This window comes from Pseudomonas sp. P4_B4 (assembly GCF_056402255.1).
Map to the genome: position 1 here is coordinate 180879 of NZ_JBFUHS010000003.1, position 20460 is coordinate 201338.

Below are 20460 nucleotides of genomic sequence, written 5' to 3' on the forward strand. Positions count from 1 at the left end.
TTGGGCGACGATCGGACAGGACGCCGGCGCCCGTCAGGACGATAGTTTGATCACAGGGTGAGTGCCGCCCTGCCATCCAGAACAATAAAGAGAGGTTGCCATGCCTAAGTTCGTCATTGAACGCGAGATCCAGGGCGCCGGAGCTCTGTCGGAAAGGGATTTGAAAGCCGCTTCGCTAAAGTCCTGCCAGGCGTTGCGTGAGTTGCCAGAGGTGCAGTGGGTGCAGAGCTATGTCACCGGTGACAAGCTCTACTGCGTGTACATCTCGCCGAACGAGGAGCAGATCCAGGAGCACGCCAGGATCAGTGGTTTTCCCGCCAACCGCATTTCCCAGGTCATGAACATCATCGATCCGACGACGGCGGAGTAACCGCGACCGGACCCGACTAGTGTTTCAAACCAGAGACCGTCTCCATGAGTACACCCATTGATCTGACTGCCCTGAAAAACCGCCAGATGGCCTCCTGGGCCAGCGGCGACTACGCCGTGATCGGTACCACCCTGCAGATTGTCGGCGAGCAACTGGCCGAAGCCTGCGACCTGTTGTGCGATGAACGCGTGCTCGACGTTGCCGCCGGCAACGGCAACGCAACCCTCGCCGCTGCCCGCCGTGGCTGCCAGGTGACGTCCACCGACTATGTCGCCGCCTTGCTCGAACGCGGTGAAGAACGGGCCCGGGCAGAACGCCTGAACGTCTCCTTCCAGGTCGCCGATGCCGAAGCCTTGCCCTTTGCCGACGGCAGCTTTGATGCCGTGCTGTCGACCTTCGGCGTGATGTTCACGCCGGACCAGCCCAAGGCCGCCGCGGAACTGGCGCGGGTTTGTCGCCCGGGCGGGCGGATCGGCCTGGCCAACTGGACGCCGGAAGGTTTCGTCGGCCAGATGTTCAAGACCCTGGGCCAGCACCTGCCACCCCCTCCAGGTGCGAGTCCACCCTCACGCTGGGGCACCGAAGCCTGGTTGCACGAGCATTTCGACGAACGTGAATTCCTGCTCCAGGTGACGCGCCGCACGTTCAATTTCCGCTATCGCTCGGCGGCGCATTTCATCGACACCTTCCGCGAATGGTACGGGCCGGTGCACAAGGCCTTCGCCGCGCTGCCTGCGGACGGCGCCAAGGCACTGGAGACCGACCTGAGCGAGCTGATCAACCGGATGAACCGGGCGGGCGACAAGTCGCTGGTGGTGCCGAGTGAATACCTGGAAGTGGTGATCACGCGGCGGTGATCGACCACGCATAACCCCCTGTAGGAGCGAGCTTGCTCCGGGCGGCGATCCGACGATGGTCTTCCAGTCGCAGCTACTGTGACTGATACACCGCTTTCGCGAGCAAGCTCGCTCCTACACGAAAAAACGGCGCCCGAAGGTGCCGTTTTTGTTCGTGCCTGTTCCTGTAAACGGAGATCAGAAAATCAGGTCAAGCGACTCGGTCAAAGGCAGCGGCGGTTACTCAGGTGGGTCAAGTTGGTCCAGCGCGCGATTCACCGCCAGCTCGCCCAGCATGATGACTTGTGCAATGCCGAGCAGGGAGTTGCGCCTGGGGCCTTCCATATGATCCGCCAAATCCATGGCCATGACATTGGCCGAAGCCAGTGATTCGCATGCATGGGCCAGCAGGGTTTCTGCATCGAGCTCTGGGTTGACGAAGAACATCGTGCCGACTGAGCGCGGAATGTCCATGATGGGGACGTCTGGCTTCAGGTGATAGTCGAGGGTCTGCTCGGCGTCTACGTGAGATTTTTTTGAATCGGCGTTTTCGTACGGGGATGGCGGATCGGTCTCCGGCGGATTGGGTGTGACCTTGAACATAGATGGAACTCCGACGCTATTTAAAAGGAGCCATCACCGCCTCGCTACCAAACGAAGGGTGGCGACCATACGAAGGTTGGTAGACCGGGCATCGGAACCGGCGCCCCCGAAGGAGCCCTGCGCATGGTCACCATAAAAACACCGCCCAGACACTGGGCAGTAAAGGTGACGATATGCGTCGATGCTACGGGCCTACCAAGCCCGATCACTGATTTTTCAATGACCGGCAAACGATAGAACCCAAGCCCACGACGCACAAGCCGGCGGATTCTGTCGCACCGGTAGGCAACGGCGCAAGGTGGTGTAGCTTTCAGGAAGTAATTTCCCAAGCGATTAAACAGGCGCGTTTAAATTTCTTTGAGTGGGCCTCCACTGCGCGAAAAATTAACTTATGGAACTATCGCTGTAGGAAATGGGTTGTTGGTTATTGCGAAAATTCCTATTCGTTCATTTGGCTATGCCATTGGATTGCTTTCAGCACGCGTCCCACCGTCTTATTCGTCGTCGCCCAATATTTTCTTTGCTAAGCGCTTCTGCCGAGACGAGAGAGAAGGCAACTCAAATCGATGACGATAAGGAAGTTGTAAATGAATGCACCTCTGCACCCCTTGTATACCAACGAAGTTTCTCCTGAATTTCTCCGCAGTCTGGACAACTCGCCTTTCACCGAGGAGCAACTTGCGCAATTTGCCGAGGAGGCCCGGGCGATCATTGATCAGCAGCGTGCTTACGTTGAAACACATCCACCTCGCGCTATTTACCGAGTCGCATCCGAGGGCAGTCAGACCCGTGACGGCGGGGTGATCCAGCAAGCGACGTCGCCGCTGGAGTTCATATTGGACAGCGGTCAAAAAGTACGTGGAGCGCAGAAAGGCGATTTCGTCGTGTATGCCGATGGCAGAACGGCGCAGATCGTAACGACAGCAGGCGAAGAGAATAGCCATCTGGCGCTGGTCGGTAGTCGTCTGTGCAATGGCGACGAGATCATCAATACATCCCAAGGCATTTGCATGTACGTGGCGCGTGAAGGCGTGCCCATGGGAGAGGATTTTCTGCCCTCCATAGAGGGAGTAGAGAACTAATGGAGAAAGGATATTTCATCGGCCTGCATGACAAGACCACCTGCGGCGGCAAAGTGCTGGATGGTGACACCCGAATCATGATGTACGGTATCGCTCATGCGCGCGAAGGTGATCGGGTCACTTGCGGCAAAGATGGCAAGACTTATCAGATTGTCGGTGGTATTTCACACAAGATCAGCCATGGCAAAGCTATGGCTGGCACGCTGGATAGTCACAGTAATTGTCCCTGCAAAGCCCAACTGATTCCCTCGGTGTTTACGGCCAGCTATCAAAATGAGACAAGCCCTAAGCGGAGTGCTATCAGGGCCGCCGCTCCTCCGGCGACCCAAACGGATAGCAGGTTTACAACGAATCCCCAGATGACAGGTCTGAAACCTGCAGCGAAGGTCACGGCCTCTCTTGGCAATCCTGCTTCTTGCAATCACCCGGACCGAATGGAAGAACTGGCCAGCTACATAGCCAATGAGATGAACCGGAACATCACCCACCCTTCGGTTCCGAAAATGAAGGAGCTGAACAGCTATGACCCGGTGGCTGAAAATAATAAATACATGGAGATCCCGTTTTACCTGCGACTCGGCCACCAACCCAATTTCCACAGCATCGCCCTTGTCAAGCAAGCCGAGGCGTTTGCGCTGTGGACAGAGCGGGTCGGGCAGAATCGGTCCTGGGATCATAAACCGAAGATAAAGGTTGAGTTCGGGGGCGATGTTCGCCATAAACAGGGGAAATATGATTATTTTTACGATATTTGGTCGAATATTCATTATGGATATGTAGGAATGGCTGCAGGTTTTTCGGAGCAGGTGTTATTGGATGGTGCAGGTGCTGAGCAGATCATTTCCGACACGGTACGTAAGTTTCAAGATTGGGAAAATAAGCCAGGGCCTCATCGCTCAGAGGACATAAAGGGATTAAGGGCGTGGGATGACATTCCAGACAGAAAGTCTATAACTATTGGCGTGAGCCTCTTCAAAGCTTATTCAACCGGTGGGGTCAGCGCCAAGATAATTATGGATGAAGTGCTTGCAGGTGATCCTTCTGATTGGGGGAAAGGTATAAGTGTCCACAACTGCAAATAAAAAGGATCGCTTTTATCTCAAGCGCAGACTGTTAACGCTATTGCTGCTTATTTATCTTGTCTGGTACGTCACCGTCCCGAGGGTAAAAATCTATTTCTCGGAAGAAGGAAATGGGAAGATGGAATTTATCCTAAATACTCAACACGATATCTTTAGAGGTGACATTTCTCCCGGCGAATCTACAGGGGGGGCTGGCCATCTTTTTCCCGATGATGATTTCTTTATGCGGCTTGACTGGACGGCCTCAAATAAAAGTCATTGTGTAATGATAAGCCCTAGCTGGCCAACGACCAGTATCTACATCGCAGCGGATGGGGTTCTCGACAAAAGCCCAAGCAGCGGTACGGATTCGGATCGCTTGAAACAATGCATCACGGATACCGCGAGCCCATAGAAAGGTGCCGTTTTTTTTCTGCCTTTTCCATCGCCTTCGCGAGCAGGCTCGCTCCCACAATTAATCGCAGGCACTCACAAAGGCAGAGTACTCAGGAGATCCACTGTGGGCTTGCCCGCGAAGAGGTTATCCCAGGCAACCAAGTTCTCCAGCCTGAACGCACTTATCAGGACAACAAATCATCTGTGGCGAGGGAGCTTGCTCCCGTTTACTTGCGAAGCAGGTGCCTTGATTCAGGCTGCCTGTGATATCGGGTTCATTGCTATCGGTACCGCTACGCCATCCAGCGGGAGAACCGAGCCATCAGGCACAGGGTGACTATCAGGCGCAGATATTATTAGACGCCGATATCGCTGGAAAAATGAATCGAAAAATCCAGCGTCCGGCCGTGCTGTAAATGAAGGAATTGATCAACTATGAAAGTAGCGCAGCCGCCAGGAAATTTCTTGAGCTACCGTGGTATGCCAGACTGGCCGGACCACCGAATTTCAACGCTATCGCGTTGACGAAGAAGCTTGAGGCGATGGCGATCTGGACAAAGAAAGTAGGTCAAAACATGGAGTGGGACCACAAACCGAAGCTTCGGGAACTATTCCCCGGAGTCCGGCACAAGCAAGGGAAGTACCTCTACTACTACGATATTTGGTCGAACATCCACTACGGTTATGTTGGAATCATAGGGGGGCTTTCCGAAAGCTTGCTGCTAGATGGCGCAGGGGCCGAACAAATTGCATCAGATACCCTGCGCAAGGCCGAAGAGTTAAGAACAACCCCCAAAGAGGATAGAGAGCTCCCTGGCCCTCGTCCCACAGCCAGCCCTTGGACTCAATTACGATCATGGGATGATGTAGCTGATAGAGTGTCGATAAGTATCGGTATAAAGCTCGCCAATCAGCACCCTAATGGCGGGATAACAGCGCAGATGATCATGAATAAAGTGTTGGCAGTAGCTCCAGAGAACTGGGGAGATGGAGTCAGTGTCCACATCTGTAAATAAACCACGATCTCGGTACACAGGATGGTTATGGATTCCATTGTTCCCACTGCTGCTGCCGCTGCTGGTACTGCAGTTGATGGCCCTATGGAATACTTATGTTTTACCCACCGCAACCGTCAATTATTCCAAGGATGCTGAGCGGGGACTGCGGTATACATGGAACGTCCAAGACCGGATATACAGGGGACGGATGTCTCCCGGAGGTGCCACCAGTGACCACGGATATCTATTTCCGGATACCGAATTTTTCATGGAGTTTTCTTGGGCTGTTGAGAACGAGCGTTGGCACTGCATCAGCATCACACCGAAGTGGCCCAACATGCATATTTTCCTCGACGCCGACGGCAACATTGATATGCAGAAAGGAAGTGGTATTGATGTAGATAGGTTGAAAGAGTGCCAATGGGATTTGGTGAAACCATAATCGCAAACGGCACCGAAAGGTGCCGTTTCCGTTTGGGCTTGCTCACGATAGGGGGCGTCCAGTCGCAAGTGTTGTGACTGATACACCGCAATCGTCGGAATGCCGCCCGGAGCAAGCTCGCTCCTACGAGGGCCAGTGTTCAGACCAGCTAAACGACCTCCGCCCCCCGCGCCTCCAGCAATTCGCGCAACACCGACCGATGACAATGCGCTTCATCCTCGCAATAACACCCCACGGCCAGGGACGTCTGATGGGACAGCGCGGCCAGCAGGTCCAGCATCTGACTGGCAGCGGGCTGGCTCATCTCGGCCTTGAACTTGCGCCGGAACACCTCCCAGGCCTTGGTATCTTGCGCAGCCTTGGCCTCGGCCACCAACTGCGCACTGGGCGACAGCAGCGGCTGCCACACATCATAAAAGTCCCGACGGGCGAATTCGGCTTTCGGTACGCCACGGGGAGGGCGGCGTACCGTGCCCAGGCGCAAGCCTTCGTCAGGTCGACGGGGTGATCCGAGTTGAACGATATGGACCGCCATGGCTACTTGAGCCTCGATTCGTCGAGCCACTCCAACGCCGTGCGCCACAAGCAGATGCCCAGGAAGTACGCCGACATCAGCAGCCACAGCCCCATCACCAACGGATTGATCAGCGGATGGTTGAGCACCAGCGACAGGCTGCACAGCAACCAGATGGCTGTCACCGCAATGTTGATCGGCATGAACCGGCGCACGCGAAACGGGTGCAGGAATTTCATCCGGCTCACAGTCAGCAGCGCCAGGCCAATCACCGTGACGAAGGTGATCCACGGCGACGGGGCGATGATGTACAGGCACAGGGCAACCACGTTCCAGGCGGCGGGGAACCCCTGGAAGTAGTTGTCTGTGCTCTTCATGTTGACGTTGCAGAAGCAGAACAGCGACGACACCAGAATCAGCGACACGCTCAGCAGCAAGGTGTAGTCCGGCAACGGGATGTAGCGATAGATGAACAGTGCCGGGATAAACACATATGTCAGGTAATCGATCACCAGGTCGAGGATCGAGCCATCGAAGCTCGGCAACACCGACTGCACGTTGGCCTTGCGTGCCAGCGCACCGTCCAGTCCGTCGACGATCAGGGCGACGCCCAGCCACAGCAGGCAATGGGTCGGCTGGTTATCCAGCAGGGCCAGGGTGGCGAGGAAAGCGGTGACCACGCCAGTGGCGGTAAAGCCATGGGCGCCCCATGCTTTGAGCCTGGCGATGTACAGGGTTGAAATCACGGGGGCGTTCTCCAGTGAATGAAGCAAGCCAGTTATCACCCCACGTACGGGGGCGGTGGCAAACCGGGTCGGGTTGCAGGTATCGACCGGGTATCCGGGAATAAGGTTCACCACCTATGAATCTTAGCTGCGCTGGCAAAAAGTACCCCGAACCCATCCGCGGTAGCGCGGGCGGGTCAGCCCAACGGTGCTGGCGTCCCTCGGCATGATGGCGTTCCAGTCGTACCAGGCCTGGCAGCGCAGTCAGGCGTCGGCACTGCAAGGAGCTCCGCAATTGCAAATACATCTGGAGCAGCAGGCCAAGGGTATTGCCTAAATTGACTTCGGCAACAGAAACGTGACCCCGAAGTTTTCGGCTATCTGCAAGATCCGCGGCAGGTCCTGGGGCACCTTCAGTTGATCCAGCGCCGTGAAGAACTGCCCGCCGCGCGGGTCGGAGACCACGCCGATCTATCGCGAAGAGGTCGCCGAACTCAAGGGCGGCAATCAATGGAACCGGCACAACGTGCATGAACGTCTGGCCGAAGTCGGGGATGAATCGTGGGCAGACATGCCCGGAACCCGGCAGGCGATCACCGCCCACATGCGCCGGCGGGTGGGGATGAAGAAGTGACCGGAAAGGTCAGGAAGGAACTCCATGTGGCGAGGGAGCAAGCTCCCTCGCCAAAAGAGCGTGTTACTTGAGGAACGCCTGGAAGTCGGTGCCCATTTTGTCGATCGCTGCCTTGAAGTCCTTGGCAGTAATCTTCTGGCTTTCATTTTCCAGGGCGGTGCCAAACACCTTGCGCACCACTTTGGCCACGGTCTGGTTGCTCTTTGCGTCAACGAACTCGGCTTCGATGAACAGGGTGGTGTCCTGGTCACGGTGACCGGTAGCAGCCTGAGTTGCCCCGACTACGGCCGCGATGGGAACCACTTCATACCACTTCATGCCTTCGTTCTCGGCGTTCACCCCGGTAATCGCCGCACGCATGATCAGAGGGCGGGAACCCGCCGGAGCGGACGAGGTGTTGGACACTACGCGGTACTTCTGACCCAGGGAGGCCTTGGCCTTGCTGGTCATGTAGTTCTGAATGTCGGTCAGCGTCTGCTGGTTGACACGCTCATCGGGTTTGGGGGCCGGGTAGAGCTCCAGTTTGTTGAACACCACGGTGTCATAGGCATTCGGGTTCCACGAAGGGCTGACCCAACGCATCGCAGTACCGCCGCTCGGCGTTTCGACTTCCTGCAGGTTGTTGTAGTTGGACAGGAAACCTGAGTATTGCTCCTTCTCAGTCACTTTCGAAGTGCAACCGCCTAGCAACAGACTGGCCAGCGCGGCGCCGACGAGCAGTTTTCGGGATAGATTCATAGTGGTGTTTACTCCTTGGATGAAATCGTCGTTCTTTCGTTTACAAGACATCAAAATCGCCAGGTCATGTTCCCGGTCAAGGCTTGAATCCAGGCATTGTCGAATTGACCGGAAACTCGATTGCTCGATACGGATTTGGCCTGGTCAACCGGCATGTCGCCGAGCCAGACCATGGCCCAACTGACGTTGACATCGGTGTCCTTGTTCAGAGCATAGGTGGCTCCTGTGGCAATGCGCCAGGATTCGTTCATCGGCAAGACCACGCTGCGGTTGCTGTCCGAGACGGCGCTGCTGTCGTAGGCCACGCCGAAGTTCCACAACCACTGCTCGGTGGCCTGGTATTGCGCGCCAAGGGAGAGGTGCCAGGTGTCCTTGAAGCCGGCGTCGACCGTTTGCGATTGCGCACCAAAGGCCGTGGTGTCGACCTCTACGGCGATGTCGCCGAACTCGGACCAGTCCTGCCAGTTGGCCGAGGCCAACAGCGCCCATTGCCGGTCCAGTTGCTGGAACAGGCTCAGGGTGACGGTTTGCGGCACCTTTATGTCGAGATCGGTGTTGGTGTTGTTGACTCTTTCGAGCAGGCGTCCGTCGCCCTTCACATCGAGCCGGTCCTCGAAGTCCAGGTCGACCTGGCTGGTGTAGGTCAGGCCGATGCGCGTGCCGGGTTGCGGGGCGTAGATCACGCCCACGTTGGCGCCATAGCCCCAGGTGTTGTCCCGGTACTTGTATTGGCCGTCAGCGCGGTCAGTGAAGCCGAAAGGGGAGCGGTCGATGGCGGTGTCCGACTTCAGCATGCCGTACATGGCCTTGATGCCCAAACCGACCGACCACTGCTCGTTGAAGCGATAAGCCACGCTCGGTACCAGCGACAGGCCAAGCAGGCTGGCATTCTGCGCGAAGTAGCGGCCGGACCAGTCGTTGTCGTAATTGACCGCCAGGCCGAAGTCACCGTACTGGCCGAAACCGACGCTCCAGTGCTCGTCCAGTTCATGGCTGATGAAGAAGCTGCCACCGGGAATCGGATCGAGGGCATTGCCACTGCCGCTGCCCGGGGTATTGGTGCCAGAGTCGCGGTCGAAGCTCAGGTCGCCGTACAGGACCTGCAGGCCGGCGGTGATTTGCGTGCCGGGCAGGTAGCTCATGCCCGCGGGGTTACTGGCGATGGTCGAGGGGCCTTGGGCACGGGCAGCGGCACCGGCGTTGGCCAGGCCGGCGTTATCGGTGCCGATTTCATAGAGCATGATGCCGCCGGCCCAGACTTGCTGGCAGCACAGGGCAAGTAGCGCAGAGGCGGGCAGGGTAGCGGTTTTTGTCGGCATTGAAATCCCTCGGCAATTGTCCTTTTCGAATACGGGTGGACTGCACCAGCCACCCGTGGATTCGGCTGTTACTTGGCCATCTCTGCTCGAGCCTTGGCGATCTTGGCTTTAACCGAGTCGAGGTTGAAACTCGCGCCTTTTTGCATCGGCGGGAACTCGATCGCTGTTTCAGCCAGTTTGGCCACCTGCTGCTGGACGAACACGAAACGCCAGAATTGGAACTTGAACCAGTCAAAGTATTGTTGCGAACCCTGTGCGGCCTGATTTTCCGGCCAGCCCATGCGCTCGAATGGGTCGAGTCGAAGATTGGTCAGGTTCGGCACGTCCACATCAACTTTAGCCCCCAACCAGCCACCCGGTTGGTCAATGAAGCGATATTTGTAGTCGTCTATGCGCACTGCACCCAAGGAGCTTTCTCCGAAGTAGAAGACTTCATGACGGTTCGACGGACCTTTTCCGGTGATCATTGGAGTTTGATCATAGCCGTCCAGGTGAACTTTGTAGGTGGTATCGCCCAATTGTTTGCCTTTGAGCAGTTCGGCGGTGATGTTCGGGTTGCCTGCCGCCGCGACCAGGGTCGGGAACCAGTCCATGCCGGACATGATGCCGTTGGCGATCTGATTGGCCGGCACCTTGCCTGGCCAGCGAATGATTGCCGGCACCCGGAAGCCACCTTCCATGACCGTGCCTTTGCCCATGGCGAACGGGGTGGTGCCGCCATCGGGCCAGGTGAAGTTTTCCGCACCGTTGTCGGTGGTGAAGATCACGATGGTGTTGTCGTCCATGCCGTCTTTCTTCAGCTTCGCCAGGACGTCGCCAACGATGTCATCGAGCTGCGCCATGCCGGCTTCCTGTTCCGACCAGCCATTCTGCGAGTTGCGCATGGCTTCGTACTTGTCGGACAGGTGCGTGACGATGTGCATGCGGGTCGGGTTGAGCCAGACGAAGAACGGTTTGTTGTCCTGCTTGGCCTTGTCGATGAAAGAGAAGGCCTTGTCGCGAATCTCCTCGTCGACAGTTTTCATCCGCTCCGGATAGAGCGTGCCGGCGTCTTCGATTTTTTGCTTGCCCACCTTGCCCCAGCGCGGCATCACGGTCGTGTCATCGGTGGTGGAGGCCCAGCTGTGGACCATGTTGCGTGGGCCGACGCTGTCCAGCAGCTCCTTCGGATAATTGGGGTGCGCCGGGTCTTCCATGGCGTCGAGGTGATAGAGGTAGCCGAAGAATTCATCGAAACCGTGGACGGTGGGCAGGAACTGGTTCAGGTCGCCCAAGTGGTTCTTGCCGAACTGGCCGGTGGCATAACCCATGGCCTTGAGCGCGGTCGCGATGGTGACGGCTTCGGCGGGAATACCCACGGGCGAGCCGGCCTGGCCGACGGTGGTCATGCCCGTACGAATCGGCAGTTCGCCGGTGATGAAATTGGCGCGTCCGGCGGTGCAACTGGCCTCGGCGTAATAGTCGGTGAAACGCATGCCTTCATTCGCCAGTTGGTCGAGGTTAGGCGTTCTGCCAGCCATCATGCCCTGGTTGTAGACGCCGATATTCGACCAGCCGATATCGTCGCCCATGATCACCAGGATGTTGGGGGACTTGTCGGCCGCCAGGGTCTGGCCGGGAAACGCCATTGCAGACAGCAACAGGGGTATCGCAAACATCGAGGAGAAGGTTGTCCGGTTCATGTCGAACTCCTGCGTACTAGCGTGAGTACATCGAGACGAGCCCCCAACCGCCGTTGAAATGCGTTATCCCCCGCGATGAGCGTAGGTTTGAATTGCGAAATATCCAGTAATGAGTAGTCAGAAAGTCAGTGTTTCAGGGGCGTTGCATGGAAATGGCCTTCCGGCAAAGCAGCCGCTCAAGTCGGGCGGCGAGCGATACTCGCCGCCCTCCCTTCGTCATTACCGGGCGGTAGTTGCAGCCAGTAATGGGGCGATTTGCTCATCGGTCAATGCGGCGTGCACGTCCATGCTCATCAGGTCGTTCCACTCCAGCACCCACTTTTGAATCGGCACAAAATCACTCGCTTCGGCAATGCCGAAGCCGGCCGAGCTCCCTACGGCGTGCCAGCGTCCGTGCATGGTGACGCCTGCGGGCGGTGCGCCACCGGTCTTGAGAAAGCGTGCGATTGCGGCATCACGGTTGTCCGGGCTGATTGTCCAACTGACGATGAATAACATCGGCCATCTCCTGTTGTGCACTGGCACCTGTTGTTTGCGCGCACCTGGCTGGCGCCGGGGCCGTGGCCACGCTTGGGTTTCCAGTTTCGTCCTGGCTGGCTTGCGGAAAATCTCCCAAGGAAGGCATAGCAGTGCCCCGCGATTCCTGTATGACCGCTGATCCTGTTCCAGTGCATTTTCGAGGGGGGCAACAGACGCCTGTTTCACCAACGCAACATGGGCAGCGGGCGCAGCGGCGAGCGGAGCAATTGCCGGGCTGAAAGCTTCATCAGCATCGAGTGAAAACCGTGATCGGGAAAGGTCGCCTGCACGGTTTTGATGAAGCTTCGGGGCAAGCCGAAACGCACCAGGCCCAGGGACACATCCACCAGATCGGCCTGGCGGAAGGGTTCGACGCTGTCGGCGCAGGCGCCGCGATACCGGCGCAGCTTGTGATGCTCAAGTATCAACGCGCAGACTTCATCCTTCAGTTCCGGACGTTGTTGGCTGTCGAGATGTTCGGTGGCCAGGGCAATGGACGGGGGCAGGTAATCAAGGGTGTCATCGGTCCAGATACCCAGGTCATGAAACGCCGCCGCGATTTGAACGGCCTCCGAGGGCAGGCCTTCGGCACCGCTGAGGGCACCATGGAAATTCAGCACCCGGTAAATGTGGTTGCGGTAGCCCTGCAGATCGGCACCGATGGCCAGGGCGAACGAGGTGAGAATCTCGTCGGTGATGGGGAACTCGAGAATGGGTTTCATCAGGCGTCACGCAACAGGTCGTTGGCATTGAGCAGTTCGTAGGCAATCTCCGGGCGCTTTTCCATGGCACGGCGAATGGCGGCGGGGATGTTGGCGCGGGTCTTGCGGCACAGCCCAGGCAGTTCGCCAATCTGGATGCCGATGCCGCGCATGGTGCGCACTTCGTTGAAACCGGGAGCGATGTTCACGCGGATGCCCAACTGCTCGAACATGCGCCGTTGCACGTGTTCCAGATCGCTCAGGCTCTGCAGGTTTTCCAGGCGTTCGATCAGGCGTTTTTCTTCGTTGCGGGTCAGAAACAGAATGCGCAGGTCCGCCCCCGGTGTTTCCAGCAACGGGTCACGCCCGCAGTCGCAGGCACCGGGCGGGCAGGGTGAGCGGATCGCAGCGGTGGTGGTCATGGGGATCAATCATAGAGCGCTGTGATCGTATTTGCCCATAGGGATTTGGTGTGAAGGCGATCTGAAAATGTGGGAGCGGCGGTGCGACGATTCGACTTGCTCGCGAAAGCGATCTTGCAGCCAACATTGATGTTGTCTGACACGACGCCTTCGCGAGCAAGCTCGCTCCTACAGGTCTCGCTTACCTCACTTCAAGACCAGCATCCGATAAACGCCATCTTCGACTTCGATCCCGTGGGTGTCATGGGTGAAGCCGGGGAAGGATTTGTCGAAGGCTTCCAGTGCCTTGAGATACGCCAGCAACGGACCGTCCGCAGGCCCTGCGTTCTCACCCGGCATGAGCAGCGGGATGCCTGGTGGATACGGCACGATACCGGTCGCGGCAAGGCGTCCGGCGGCTTCGTTGAGCGTTACCAGCTCGATGTCGTTGCGCACCAGTTTTTCATAGGCCTCCACCGGGCTGAATTCAGCTTTTGGCAGGGTGCCGAAGGCCTGGGACATATTGGCGGTGGTCTTGTGTTTCTTCATGGCGGCGAAGATTTCGTCGGCCAGATCCTTCAGGCCCATGCCGGCATAGCGATGCTGGTTGGCGTTGTACAGGTCGGGCAGGCACAGCTCGAGCTCGGCGTTGTCGTCGTAGTCACGCTTGAAGTCGAGCAGGGCGTTGAGCAGCGTGCCCCACTTGCCTTTGGTGATGCCGATGGAGAACAGGAACAGGATGGTGAAGTCGGTGGTTTTCTCGACCACGATACCCTGGCGGCCCAGGTACGCCGTGACCACGCAAGCGGGGATGCCGGAAGCGAGCAGGTTGCCATCGTCGCCCATGCCCGGGCTGAGCACCGAGACCTTGATCGGGTCGAGCATGCAGTAACCGTCTTCGATGTCGCCGAAGCCGTGCCATACCGCGTTCGGGTGCAGGACCCAGCAGTTCGGATCGGTTTTCAGCGTGGCCGGGTCGACCTCATGGAACGGCACGGTCGCTGCGCCAACCTGTACGGTCGGCGGCTGCCAGCAGGTGAAAAACCAGTCATCCTTGCTCAGCATCTCGTTGTGCATGCGCGAGAGGACCTGGCGGAAGCTGATGGCTTCTTCAATCGACTCGTTGGTGAGGATCTGCCCGCTCGGTGCTTCCATCATCGCCGAGCTGACGTCGCAGGACGCCATGATCGCGTAGTTCGGCGAGGTCGAGGCGTGCATCATGTACGACTCGTTGAAGCGCGCATGTTCGATCGGGTTACGGCCGTTGCGCACGTGGATCATCGAGGCCTGGGACAGGGCAGCCAGCAACTTGTGGGTCGACTGGGTGGCGAACACGGTCGGCTTGGACTTGTCGTGATCGGCCGGGTCGCCGTGCATGGCATGGCGTCCGCTGTACAGCGGGTTGAAGCGCGCATAACCGTACCAGGCTTCGTCGAAGTGCAGGCGGTCAACGCTTTCGCCCAGCAGCTCTTCGACGCGGGTGACGTTGTAGGTCAGGCCGTCGTAGGTGGAGTTGGTGACAATCGCGTGCACCGGCGTCGGGTCGATGCCTGGCTTGACCAGCGGGTTGCTGGCGATGGCGGCTTTCACGCCTTCGGCGCTCAGGGTCTGCGGCAGGATCGGACCAATGATGCCGTAGCGGTTGCGGGTCGGCACCAGGTAGGTCGGAATCGCCCCGGACAGGGTCATCGCATGCTCGGCGGACTTGTGGCAATTGCGGTCGCACAGGGCGATCTGGTTGCGCGTGACGCTGGCCATGAGGATGACACGGTTGGACATCGACGAGCCGTTGGTCACGTAATACGTGCGGTGCGCGCCGAAGACCTTGGCGGCATAGCGTTCGCCCTGACCGATAGGGCCGCTGTGATCGAGCAGCGAACCGAGTTCTCCAACCGAGATCGACAGGTCGGAGCGCAGCAGGTTCTCGCCGAAGAACTCGTAGAAGGCCCGGCCTGCGGTGCTCTTCAGAAACGCCGTACCGCCGGCATGGCCGGGGGTGTGCCACGAGTATTCATAGCTGCGGGCAAACTTCACCAGCGCGCCGAACATCGGCGGCAGGGCGGCCTGGCGATAGCGTTCGATGGCCGCCAGGATGCGCCCACTGAGGAAACGGGAGGTGTCCTCGGGCAGCCAGATGAAGTCGTCGGCGTGTTGCATGACCAATAACGGAATGGTCGACGCGGTGGTACGGTCACTGATCAGGAACACCGGCACCCGGGTGTTGCGCTCGCGCAGCTTGACCAGCAATTTGGTGCAGTCGGCGTGGCCTTCGCTGGTGTCCATTTCCCATCGGATGAGCACGCATTGAATGGCCGGGTCCGAGCGCAGGATCGAGGCGGCATCGGTGAGGCTTTCCGAGGCCAGCACACTGACGCCACGGCCCTCTACGTCCTGGACCAGTTGATCCAGGGCGCGGCCAAACACCGTTCGTTTGTCCGGCGGACTGCTGACCAGTAGCGCCAGCATGCCCAGCGAGTGTTTATATTCCGTCATGCTTGAACCTCCATAGTGGCTGTATTCAGATTGTTCACCGGCACTGGCTCGGCAGTGAGGTGCTGCGCGCTGACGGTTTGCGTCGGTACGCTGTTGTTGAGTGCTTCGAGGCGGATCAGGCGGTTGTTGACGAAGCCGAACAGGGTGTAACCAACGATCGTGGCCACGCCGCCCAGCATCAGGGCCTGCTCACCGGAACTGTACAGCGCCAGGTAGCTGTAGGCCGCCGCGATCAGGGCAATGACGTTGGTCACCAGTGCCTTGCCTTCCGGCACGTTGGAGACTTTCTGCATGGTCATCAGCGCGGCCATGGACAGGATGTAAGGCACCAGGTTGGTCACCACCGCGAGGTTGACCAGTGTGTCGAACTGCTTGCTCAGGTCGGGGCTGATGGTGAGCAGGGCCAGCGCGGTCTGTGCGGCGAGCAGTACCAGCATGCCGACAATCGGCGTACCCGCCTTGTTGGCCTTGGCGAAGATCGACAGGAAGTAACCGGTGTCCGCCGAGCTTTTGTACACCTGGGCGATGGTGAACTGCCAACCCAGCAACGAACCGATGCAGGCGAGCACCATCGCCGCCATCACGATGTCCCCGACCATTGGGGTGAACATCTTGGCGAACACCAGGCCGAACGGCGCGGTGGACGCGACCAGTTCTTCGTTGCCGACGATACCGAAGATGACGTTGGTGGAGACGATGTAGATCACCGCCGCACCCAGGGTGCCGCCCAGCACGGCAATCGGTACGTTGCGCTCAGGGTTTTCCACCGCGTCGGTGTTGGCGCAAGCCGATTCCAGGCCGAGGAAGGCCCACAGGGTGATCGCCACCGAGGCGCCTGCCGCTTCGAACCAGCCCTTGTCGTGGGGGTTCCAGCCAGCGGCGTAAACGCTGCTGTCGAACCAGAACCAGCCCACCGTGGATACCAGCACCACCGGAGCAATCACACCCCAGACCGTGATCGCGCCGATCCGGCCGGTAATGCTCGCGCCGCCAAAGTTGGCGAAGGTGGTGATCCACAACAAAGCAATAGTGGCCAGGCCTACTTGCAGCGAATCGAGTTTTATCCCGAACAACACCTGGATATAGCCGACCGCGGTAATACTGATCGCCACGTTGGCAATCAACAGCGAGAGACCGTAGGTGTAGTTGGTGATGTAGTTACCTGCTTTACCGAACGTGTATTCGGCATAACCGCCCATGCCGCCGGTCTTGCGGCTGAGCATCCCGCATCGCGCAAAGGCGTAGGCCAGAGCGAGGGAACCGGTGGCCGTCACCAGCCAGGAGAGGATCGAAATTGCACCGACTTCCGCGAGTTTTGTCGGTAGCAGCACAATGCCGGAGCCCAACATGTTGACGGCGGTCAACATTGTCAGTTGCCCCACACTCATTTTCTTTGCGACAGACATTCCGTTGCCTCACTTAGTTGGCGATTGAGAACCTTAGCTATAGCAAAGGTTTGAAATCTCGCAAGAAATTGACGACCCCCCATTCCGCTTTTTCATTTATTTGCAGAAAAGGCAGGATGCTGGCCCCCAAGTTTCAAAGTTCTCTGCAAAATTACTTTGTTTTCAGTCGGTTAGATAGGTCGAAATGCGCAAGATATGGATCGCATTAATCCCGCTAATAGTTGCGGGTATAGCCAGTTCGGCTCAAGCAAAAGAACTGGCCGCCAATGATAAGTACATGTGCAGTTGGGGTGCGGGCACCGCTGCAAGGGCACAGGAACTCAAGCTTTCAGGCGTTTCCTTGTATGCCGCCCGCCAGAAAATCCAGGTCTACAAGTTCGCCAAAACCTGGATGCGCATGATGGCTCTTGGCATTACAGAGCAAACTTATGACAGTCCGTCGCGATTCAAACCGACTGCTGTACGGCAGAGCTTTTATGAGGACTGCGTCAGGTACAAGTTGGCGCGTAAATAAAAAGAAGGCGGGCACCGGTCGGCTCGACCACGGTGTGGGTTTGTGACGTCTATATTGATTGACCATCCCTGCAATCGGATGGGGCGTTAAAACCGGTTTCTTACAACTCAATCAGGAGGTCACCATGAACCAGATCGATAAAGTGTTGTACACCGCCCAAACCCACACCACCGGCGGGCGTGACGGCGCCTCCCGCAGCTCCGACGGGATCCTCGATGTGAAGCTGTCGTCGCCAGGTGCGGGCGGTGGCGGTACTAACCCCGAGCAACTGTTCTCTGCCGGGTGGTCAGCCTGTTTCATCGGCGCCATGCAGGTTGCAGCCAGGGAAATGAAAGTGGCGTTGCCCAAGGATGTGGCCGTCGATGCCGAAGTCGACCTGGGCACCAATGAAGGCGGTTACCTGCTGCAGGCGCGGCTCAATGTCAGCCTGCCAGGGCTGGACCGTGAAACCGCACAAAAAATCGTCGACACCGGGCACCAGTACTGCCCGTACTCGAAAGCCACGCGCAACAACATCAACGTCGTGCTCAAGCTCGTTTGAGTTGACATGAACAGGTCTTGATTTCTAAAAAAAAGATCGCAGCCTGCGGCCGCTCCTATACTGGTTTTACGGGAGCTGCCGCAGGCTGCGATCTTTTTTGGTATTGCGATACTGCGAGAAAATCAATTCATCTTGCTGTGATCATGCATCATCTTGCTGTGATCCATGGTGTCAATCGCCTTGGCAACGGCTTCAACCTGAATCGACTCTTTCTCACCCTTGGCGTCTTCCACGGTCAGGGTCAGTGGCACCTTGTCGCCTTCCTTGATCTGGGCCGTCAGGTCCATGAGCATGATGTGGTAACCGTGGGGATCGAAGCTCACCGGTTTGCCGGCCGGCAGAGCAACGGACTGCAGCTGCTGCATTTTCATCACGTCGTCTTTCATGCTCATTTCATGAATCTGCACAAGCTTGGCAACTGGCGTTTGCACGCTCAGCAACTTGCTGTCGCTGCTGGAGGTGAGGGTCATGAAGGCGCCGCTCGACGGCTGGCCGGCCACGGTGGCGCGGACCCAGGCGTCTTCGACTTCGGTTTGTGCCGACACCTGAAAGGCCAGGCCGACCAGGGACAAGCCCAGCGCCAGTTGCTTGCAGCGTTGTGCGAAACGGTTTTTAGCCTGCGGGGCATTCATTTCAGCAAACCTCCATCACGGTGAGCAGGTCTTCTGCGCACTCTTGGGCCGTCAGGGACGTGGACAGTCCCAGGCGCAGAGTGCCCCGGGAGTCGAAGACATAGCTGGTCGCGGTATGGGAGAGGGTATAGGTATCGCCGCTCGGCACTTTTTCAAAGAACACGCCAAATTCCTTGGCGGTGGCGGCGGTTTCTTCCAGGGTGCCGTACAGCGCTTCGAAACTCGGGTCGAAGGCTTTCACGTATTTATCGATCATCTCGGGTGTGTCGCGCTCAGGGTCCAGGGTGATGAAGATCACCTGCAGCCTTTCGCCATCGCGACCCATCAGCTTTTTGGCCTGGGCCGCACGGGCCAGCGTGGTCGGGCACACGGCCGGGCACTGGGTGAAACCGAAGAACACCATCGGCATCAGGCCGCGATAGCTGCCCAGCATCCGGGTTTCGCCCTGAGCGTTCTTGAGCTTGAAGTTACGCCCCATGATCTTGTCGCTGAGGTCTTTGCCGTACTTGAACGACAGCTTGCTGCTGTCGTCGCAACCGGCGAGCAGGCCCAGGCTCAACAGGCCCATGCCTTGCAGGACGGTTCGGCGGGTATACAAAGTACTCATGGAAAAAAGCATCCTGTTGAACAGGCTGAAATGACAGCGTGATGACTGTACAGACGAAAAAATCGCGGGGATGTTAACAAACTGTGCCGGTGCCGGAGGGGCGGATACGACCATTGGACCTTTGCTGCGGCGTGACATAGTGTCGCGCCGGAGTGGGGATGACTTAGAGATTCCAGGCAGATTGAAACCTGTGGCGAGGGAGCTTGCTCCCGCTGGACTGCGCAGCAGGCCCTCTTTTTGGGGTCGCTTCGCAACCCGGCGGGAGCAAGCTCCCTCGCCACAGGCAAGCCCCCCTTGCCACAATGTTTCGCTTAAGTTCAGCGACGCAGCTGCGCGCAATGATCCTGTTGCGGTTGCGCGGCGGTGTACCAGACATAATCCGCACTCTCAGCGGTCACGGTTTTGCCCGCTTCGGCCAGTATCAGCACCGCATTCCCTTCACCGGCACCGAGGTCCTTCAGGTGCAGCGGCACCCCCAGATCCTTGCGTACGTGGAAGGCACCGGCCAGCAGCATCGCAGGCGTCGGTGCGGCCATCAGGCGTTCGGCCATGCGCCGGTCACGCTGTTGTTGCACGGCGAGCATGGCTGGCATCAGCGCTTCGGGCAGCAGGCCGCAATGGGATTCGCGGATGTCCTCCAGCAAGGTCGCCTGCACCTGTTGGGTGGTGGACGCTTGCCCCGTGAGTACCGGGCGCTGTTTGTAGATCTGCATGATCTGCGCGCGGTCCAGGTTCGCCGCCAACAGCGGATATGGTTGCCGCAGCGCGTAGGTGACCAGTGCGCCATAAACACTCCAGTCCCAATTGGCCTGCCAGGCCAGTGCCTTGAACGCATCGGCCGGTGGCTGGCCAGCGCGGGTCGCGGCTTGCGCGGCATCGACCCTGGCCTGTTGATCGGGGTTGAGCATTTCCATCAGCAGGCTGCCCTGGGCCCGTTGCGCCGCCAGCTCGCGCAGCAGCCACAATTGCAGGGCGTGGTGGTCCGGGTTGTCGTGCTGCTCACCGATCAGAACACGCGGCGCAACGGCCAGACGTTCGACCAGTTCTTGCGGCGTCAGCGTACGGCCCGTGGCGAGTTCACGGATAACCCCGAGGTCGGTGTGATCACGCCCTTGCGGGGCGATCGGCGCCGGCAGTGGTGTGACCTGATGGGTTTGGCAGGCAGCCAACAGGCTGAATGCACAGAGCAACACAAAGCGCATCGGTTTTCCTTATTGGACAGGTGCCCCCTCGATGACGGAAGAGG

24 protein-coding genes and 2 pseudogenes are annotated in these 20460 nt (G+C 58.3%); 11 read left to right on the plus strand and 15 right to left on the minus strand.

The window, feature by feature from the left end:
* Positions 1 to 100 precede the first annotated feature (100 nt).
* Positions 101 to 370, plus strand: a complete 270-nt coding sequence (locus AC1DVE_RS05235) for a DUF4242 domain-containing protein (protein WP_223457785.1) — start codon at positions 101 to 103, stop codon at positions 368 to 370.
* Between the two features lie 44 nt (positions 371 to 414).
* Positions 415 to 1227, plus strand: coding sequence for a class I SAM-dependent methyltransferase (locus AC1DVE_RS05240; protein WP_223457787.1), 813 nt, complete (start codon positions 415 to 417; stop codon positions 1225 to 1227).
* 219 nt (positions 1228 to 1446) lie between these two features.
* Here the strand turns inward: AC1DVE_RS05240 and AC1DVE_RS05245 are convergent, their stop codons facing one another.
* Positions 1447 to 1809 carry a DUF6124 family protein gene (locus AC1DVE_RS05245; protein ID WP_477783816.1) on the minus strand — a complete coding sequence of 121 codons (363 nt, stop codon included), beginning with the start codon at positions 1807 to 1809 and terminating at the stop codon, positions 1447 to 1449.
* A gap of 587 nt (positions 1810 to 2396) precedes the next feature.
* Between AC1DVE_RS05245 and AC1DVE_RS05250 the strand changes: the two genes are divergently transcribed.
* The 5 genes from AC1DVE_RS05250 to AC1DVE_RS05270 all read left to right on the plus strand — a co-directional run bounded on the left by AC1DVE_RS05250 (position 2397) and on the right by AC1DVE_RS05270 (position 5788).
* Positions 2397 to 2891, plus strand: coding sequence for a hypothetical protein (locus AC1DVE_RS05250; RefSeq protein ID WP_046040309.1), 495 nt, complete (start codon positions 2397 to 2399; stop codon positions 2889 to 2891).
* A complete protein-coding gene (locus tag AC1DVE_RS05255) occupies positions 2891 to 3973 on the plus strand; it encodes a polymorphic toxin type 44 domain-containing protein (protein WP_223457791.1) in 1083 nt (360 codons plus the stop codon). The genes AC1DVE_RS05250 and AC1DVE_RS05255 overlap by 1 nt, the downstream gene beginning before the upstream one ends.
* Positions 3954 to 4367 (plus strand): hypothetical protein, encoded by a 414-nt coding sequence (locus tag AC1DVE_RS05260; protein WP_223457792.1) that lies wholly within the window; start codon positions 3954 to 3956, stop codon positions 4365 to 4367. Before AC1DVE_RS05255 ends, AC1DVE_RS05260 begins: the two co-directional genes overlap by 20 nt.
* A 397-nt stretch (positions 4368 to 4764) precedes the next feature.
* The gene (locus AC1DVE_RS05265) at positions 4765 to 5364 is read left to right on the plus strand and encodes a polymorphic toxin type 44 domain-containing protein (RefSeq protein ID WP_223457794.1); all 600 of its coding nucleotides are present in this window, start codon (positions 4765 to 4767) and stop codon (positions 5362 to 5364) included.
* 37 nt (positions 5365 to 5401) lie between these two features.
* Entirely contained in the window at positions 5402 to 5788 is a 387-nt protein-coding gene (locus AC1DVE_RS05270) for a hypothetical protein (protein WP_223457796.1), read from the plus strand.
* Between the two features lie 148 nt (positions 5789 to 5936).
* Here AC1DVE_RS05270 and AC1DVE_RS05275 read toward each other — a convergent pair whose 3' ends face one another.
* Both AC1DVE_RS05275 and pcsA read right to left on the minus strand, forming a co-directional pair.
* Complete coding sequence (locus tag AC1DVE_RS05275; RefSeq protein WP_223457798.1) at positions 5937 to 6323, minus strand: DUF488 domain-containing protein; 387 nt, start codon at positions 6321 to 6323, stop codon at positions 5937 to 5939.
* 2 nt (positions 6324 to 6325) lie between these two features.
* Positions 6326 to 7048, minus strand: coding sequence for a phosphatidylcholine synthase (pcsA, locus tag AC1DVE_RS05280; RefSeq protein WP_223457800.1), 723 nt, complete (start codon positions 7046 to 7048; stop codon positions 6326 to 6328).
* Between the two features lie 187 nt (positions 7049 to 7235).
* Between pcsA and AC1DVE_RS05285 the strand changes: the two are divergent.
* Positions 7236 to 7322 (plus strand): annotated as a pseudogene (locus tag AC1DVE_RS05285) (DUF533 domain-containing protein); the annotation flags it as partial.
* A 38-nt stretch (positions 7323 to 7360) separates the two neighbouring features.
* Here AC1DVE_RS05285 and AC1DVE_RS05290 read toward each other — a convergent pair.
* Positions 7361 to 7498, minus strand: a pseudogene (locus tag AC1DVE_RS05290) (cupin domain-containing protein); the annotation flags it as partial.
* On the opposite strand from AC1DVE_RS05290, the gene AC1DVE_RS05295 reads away from it, so the two are divergent.
* Positions 7458 to 7661, plus strand: a complete 204-nt coding sequence (locus AC1DVE_RS05295; RefSeq protein WP_223457876.1) for a hypothetical protein — start codon at positions 7458 to 7460, stop codon at positions 7659 to 7661. The pseudogene AC1DVE_RS05290 and the gene AC1DVE_RS05295 sit on opposite strands and share 41 nt — an antisense overlap.
* Before the next feature lie 63 nt (positions 7662 to 7724).
* Here AC1DVE_RS05295 and AC1DVE_RS05300 read toward each other — a convergent pair whose 3' ends face one another.
* The 8 genes from AC1DVE_RS05300 to potE all read right to left on the minus strand — a co-directional run bounded on the left by AC1DVE_RS05300 (position 7725) and on the right by potE (position 16920).
* Positions 7725 to 8399 carry a DUF3313 domain-containing protein gene (locus AC1DVE_RS05300; RefSeq protein WP_223457802.1) on the minus strand — a complete coding sequence of 225 codons (675 nt, stop codon included), beginning with the start codon at positions 8397 to 8399 and terminating at the stop codon, positions 7725 to 7727.
* A 50-nt stretch (positions 8400 to 8449) separates the two neighbouring features.
* Positions 8450 to 9718 (minus strand): OmpP1/FadL family transporter, encoded by a 1269-nt coding sequence (locus tag AC1DVE_RS05305; protein WP_223457812.1) that lies wholly within the window; start codon positions 9716 to 9718, stop codon positions 8450 to 8452.
* Positions 9719 to 9786: 68 nt separating this feature from the next.
* The gene (locus tag AC1DVE_RS05310; RefSeq protein WP_223457814.1) at positions 9787 to 11400 is read right to left on the minus strand and encodes an arylsulfatase; all 1614 of its coding nucleotides are present in this window, start codon (positions 11398 to 11400) and stop codon (positions 9787 to 9789) included.
* Positions 11401 to 11619: 219 nt separating this feature from the next.
* The gene (locus AC1DVE_RS05315; protein WP_223457816.1) at positions 11620 to 11898 is read right to left on the minus strand and encodes a DUF3303 domain-containing protein; all 279 of its coding nucleotides are present in this window, start codon (positions 11896 to 11898) and stop codon (positions 11620 to 11622) included.
* Positions 11899 to 12101: 203 nt separating this feature from the next.
* The gene (locus AC1DVE_RS05320) at positions 12102 to 12641 is read right to left on the minus strand and encodes an HD domain-containing protein (protein ID WP_223457818.1); all 540 of its coding nucleotides are present in this window, start codon (positions 12639 to 12641) and stop codon (positions 12102 to 12104) included.
* The gene (locus AC1DVE_RS05325) at positions 12641 to 13042 is read right to left on the minus strand and encodes a hypothetical protein (RefSeq protein ID WP_223457820.1); all 402 of its coding nucleotides are present in this window, start codon (positions 13040 to 13042) and stop codon (positions 12641 to 12643) included. The genes AC1DVE_RS05320 and AC1DVE_RS05325 overlap by 1 nt, the downstream gene beginning before the upstream one ends.
* Positions 13043 to 13228: 186 nt before the next feature.
* Positions 13229 to 15514: an Orn/Lys/Arg family decarboxylase gene (locus AC1DVE_RS05330; RefSeq protein WP_223457822.1), complete on the minus strand. Its 2286-nt coding sequence runs from the start codon at positions 15512 to 15514 to the stop codon at positions 13229 to 13231.
* Positions 15511 to 16920 carry a putrescine-ornithine antiporter gene (gene potE, locus AC1DVE_RS05335; RefSeq protein WP_046040324.1) on the minus strand — a complete coding sequence of 470 codons (1410 nt, stop codon included), beginning with the start codon at positions 16918 to 16920 and terminating at the stop codon, positions 15511 to 15513. Before potE ends, AC1DVE_RS05330 begins: the two co-directional genes overlap by 4 nt.
* 184 nt (positions 16921 to 17104) lie before the next feature.
* Between potE and AC1DVE_RS05340 the strand changes: the two genes are divergently transcribed.
* Entirely contained in the window at positions 17105 to 17434 is a 330-nt protein-coding gene (locus tag AC1DVE_RS05340; RefSeq protein WP_223457824.1) for a hypothetical protein, read from the plus strand.
* A gap of 124 nt (positions 17435 to 17558) precedes the next feature.
* Positions 17559 to 17975, plus strand: coding sequence for an organic hydroperoxide resistance protein (locus AC1DVE_RS05345; protein WP_150725279.1), 417 nt, complete (start codon positions 17559 to 17561; stop codon positions 17973 to 17975).
* Positions 17976 to 18097: 122 nt separating this feature from the next.
* Here the strand turns inward: AC1DVE_RS05345 and AC1DVE_RS05350 are convergent, their stop codons facing one another.
* The 3 genes from AC1DVE_RS05350 to AC1DVE_RS05360 all read right to left on the minus strand — a co-directional run bounded on the left by AC1DVE_RS05350 (position 18098) and on the right by AC1DVE_RS05360 (position 20416).
* Positions 18098 to 18607, minus strand: a complete 510-nt coding sequence (locus AC1DVE_RS05350) for a copper chaperone PCu(A)C (protein WP_477783817.1) — start codon at positions 18605 to 18607, stop codon at positions 18098 to 18100.
* 1 nt (position 18608) lies between these two features.
* The gene (locus AC1DVE_RS05355) at positions 18609 to 19214 is read right to left on the minus strand and encodes an SCO family protein (protein ID WP_095945888.1); all 606 of its coding nucleotides are present in this window, start codon (positions 19212 to 19214) and stop codon (positions 18609 to 18611) included.
* A 317-nt stretch (positions 19215 to 19531) separates the two neighbouring features.
* On the minus strand, positions 19532 to 20416 hold the full coding sequence (locus tag AC1DVE_RS05360) for a ChaN family lipoprotein (protein ID WP_223457828.1): 885 nt from the start codon (positions 20414 to 20416) through the stop codon (positions 19532 to 19534).
* Positions 20417 to 20460 lie beyond the last annotated feature (44 nt).

Excerpts from the sequence above, each read along its gene's own strand:
- AC1DVE_RS05235 (WP_223457785.1), top strand. The coding sequence starts at position 101 with ATGCCTAAGTTCGTCATTGAACGCGAGATCCAGGGCGCCGGAGCTCTG.
- AC1DVE_RS05240 (WP_223457787.1), top strand. The coding sequence starts at position 415 with ATGAGTACACCCATTGATCTGACTGCCCTGAAAAACCGCCAGATGGCC.
- AC1DVE_RS05245 (WP_477783816.1), bottom strand. The coding sequence starts at position 1,809 with ATGTTCAAGGTCACACCCAATCCGCCGGAGACCGATCCGCCATCCCCG.
- AC1DVE_RS05250 (WP_046040309.1), top strand. The coding sequence starts at position 2,397 with ATGAATGCACCTCTGCACCCCTTGTATACCAACGAAGTTTCTCCTGAA.
- AC1DVE_RS05255 (WP_223457791.1), top strand. The coding sequence starts at position 2,891 with ATGGAGAAAGGATATTTCATCGGCCTGCATGACAAGACCACCTGCGGC.
- AC1DVE_RS05265 (WP_223457794.1), top strand. The coding sequence starts at position 4,765 with ATGAAGGAATTGATCAACTATGAAAGTAGCGCAGCCGCCAGGAAATTT.
- AC1DVE_RS05275 (WP_223457798.1), bottom strand. The coding sequence starts at position 6,323 with ATGGCGGTCCATATCGTTCAACTCGGATCACCCCGTCGACCTGACGAA.
- AC1DVE_RS05300 (WP_223457802.1), bottom strand. The coding sequence starts at position 8,399 with ATGAATCTATCCCGAAAACTGCTCGTCGGCGCCGCGCTGGCCAGTCTG.
- AC1DVE_RS05305 (WP_223457812.1), bottom strand. The coding sequence starts at position 9,718 with ATGCCGACAAAAACCGCTACCCTGCCCGCCTCTGCGCTACTTGCCCTG.
- AC1DVE_RS05310 (WP_223457814.1), bottom strand. The coding sequence starts at position 11,400 with ATGAACCGGACAACCTTCTCCTCGATGTTTGCGATACCCCTGTTGCTG.
- AC1DVE_RS05315 (WP_223457816.1), bottom strand. The coding sequence starts at position 11,898 with ATGTTATTCATCGTCAGTTGGACAATCAGCCCGGACAACCGTGATGCC.
- AC1DVE_RS05320 (WP_223457818.1), bottom strand. The coding sequence starts at position 12,641 with ATGAAACCCATTCTCGAGTTCCCCATCACCGACGAGATTCTCACCTCG.
- AC1DVE_RS05325 (WP_223457820.1), bottom strand. The coding sequence starts at position 13,042 with ATGACCACCACCGCTGCGATCCGCTCACCCTGCCCGCCCGGTGCCTGC.
- AC1DVE_RS05330 (WP_223457822.1), bottom strand. The coding sequence starts at position 15,514 with ATGACGGAATATAAACACTCGCTGGGCATGCTGGCGCTACTGGTCAGC.
- potE (WP_046040324.1), bottom strand. The coding sequence starts at position 16,920 with ATGTCTGTCGCAAAGAAAATGAGTGTGGGGCAACTGACAATGTTGACC.
- AC1DVE_RS05340 (WP_223457824.1), top strand. The coding sequence starts at position 17,105 with ATGCGCAAGATATGGATCGCATTAATCCCGCTAATAGTTGCGGGTATA.
- AC1DVE_RS05345 (WP_150725279.1), top strand. The coding sequence starts at position 17,559 with ATGAACCAGATCGATAAAGTGTTGTACACCGCCCAAACCCACACCACC.
- AC1DVE_RS05350 (WP_477783817.1), bottom strand. The coding sequence starts at position 18,607 with ATGAATGCCCCGCAGGCTAAAAACCGTTTCGCACAACGCTGCAAGCAA.
- AC1DVE_RS05355 (WP_095945888.1), bottom strand. The coding sequence starts at position 19,214 with ATGAGTACTTTGTATACCCGCCGAACCGTCCTGCAAGGCATGGGCCTG.
- AC1DVE_RS05360 (WP_223457828.1), bottom strand. The coding sequence starts at position 20,416 with ATGCGCTTTGTGTTGCTCTGTGCATTCAGCCTGTTGGCTGCCTGCCAA.